We start from the raw sequence: 920 nt of genomic DNA, 5'->3' as shown, positions 1-920 counted from the left end.
ATAGACATAATGACTCTTCATTAGGTACTGACCTCCAGATGTCGTGGGTTAGTTGCGTATAAAACGAGACCAGAGCCATAATTAATGTTCGAACCATTAAATACTGGAGGTCAGCATGACTAAAAATAACATAGTTTTTGTAGGATTGGATACCCATAAAGAGTTTATTGAAGTCGCTTCGCTTGAAGACGGTTTTCAAGGTAAAGCTACCCAACAGGGCAGAATATCCACCACAAAAGTATCCATTAAAAAACTCATTCGACAATTTGAATCGAAATTTCCGCACGCCACTTTGCACTTTGTGTACGAAGCCGGCCCTTGTGGATATTGGATATATCGCCTCATTACATCGCTCGGCCATCCTTGTTACGTAGTCGCGCCGTCTCTTATTCCCAAGAAACCAAGTGATAAGGTAAAAACGGATAAGCGCGATGCCTTGAGATTGGCATACGCTATTAAGAATTGTGATGTATCGCCTATTTATGTGCCTGAGCCCGAAGATGAAGCAGTAAGAGACTTATCTCGCATTCGTGAAATAGCGATGCGTGACTTAAATGATGCCAGGCGACAATTAAAAGCCCTTCTGCTACGCAATAACATCAATTATCCAGGCACCGCTAACTGGTCAGCTAAGCATTTACGTTGGCTAACCGAACTCGTGCTACCTCACCCCGCTCAACACATTGTCTTACAAGAGAGCCTCAATACCATTAGTGAGCGGGTTGCTCGCCTTGAACGGCTAAACAATCAGCTTGCTCATCACATTATGCAGTGGCGATACTTCCCCGTGGTGAAAGCTGTTCAAGCTATGCGTGGTGTCGCCTTACTCGTGGCCGCCGGTATGGTTGCTGAGCTTGGAGACCTAACACGATTTGAGCATCCAAGACAGTTAATGAGCTTCTTAGGCTTGGTTCCTAGTG

The 920-nt window shown here is 44.9% G+C and carries 1 protein-coding gene; it reads left to right on the top strand.

What is annotated here, in order from left to right; all coding sequences use genetic code 11:
- Positions 1–115: 115 nt before the first annotated feature.
- A partial coding sequence (locus RM556_RS17295) for an IS110 family transposase (protein ID WP_311375214.1) occupies positions 116–920 on the top strand: 805 nt, incomplete at its 3' end.

The organism is Alteromonas sp. W364 (assembly GCF_031846205.1).
Classification (GTDB): domain Bacteria; phylum Pseudomonadota; class Gammaproteobacteria; order Enterobacterales; family Alteromonadaceae; genus Glaciecola; species Glaciecola blandensis.
Note: the sequence above shows the minus strand (reverse complement) of the source record. Positions and strands in the feature narration are given on the sequence as shown.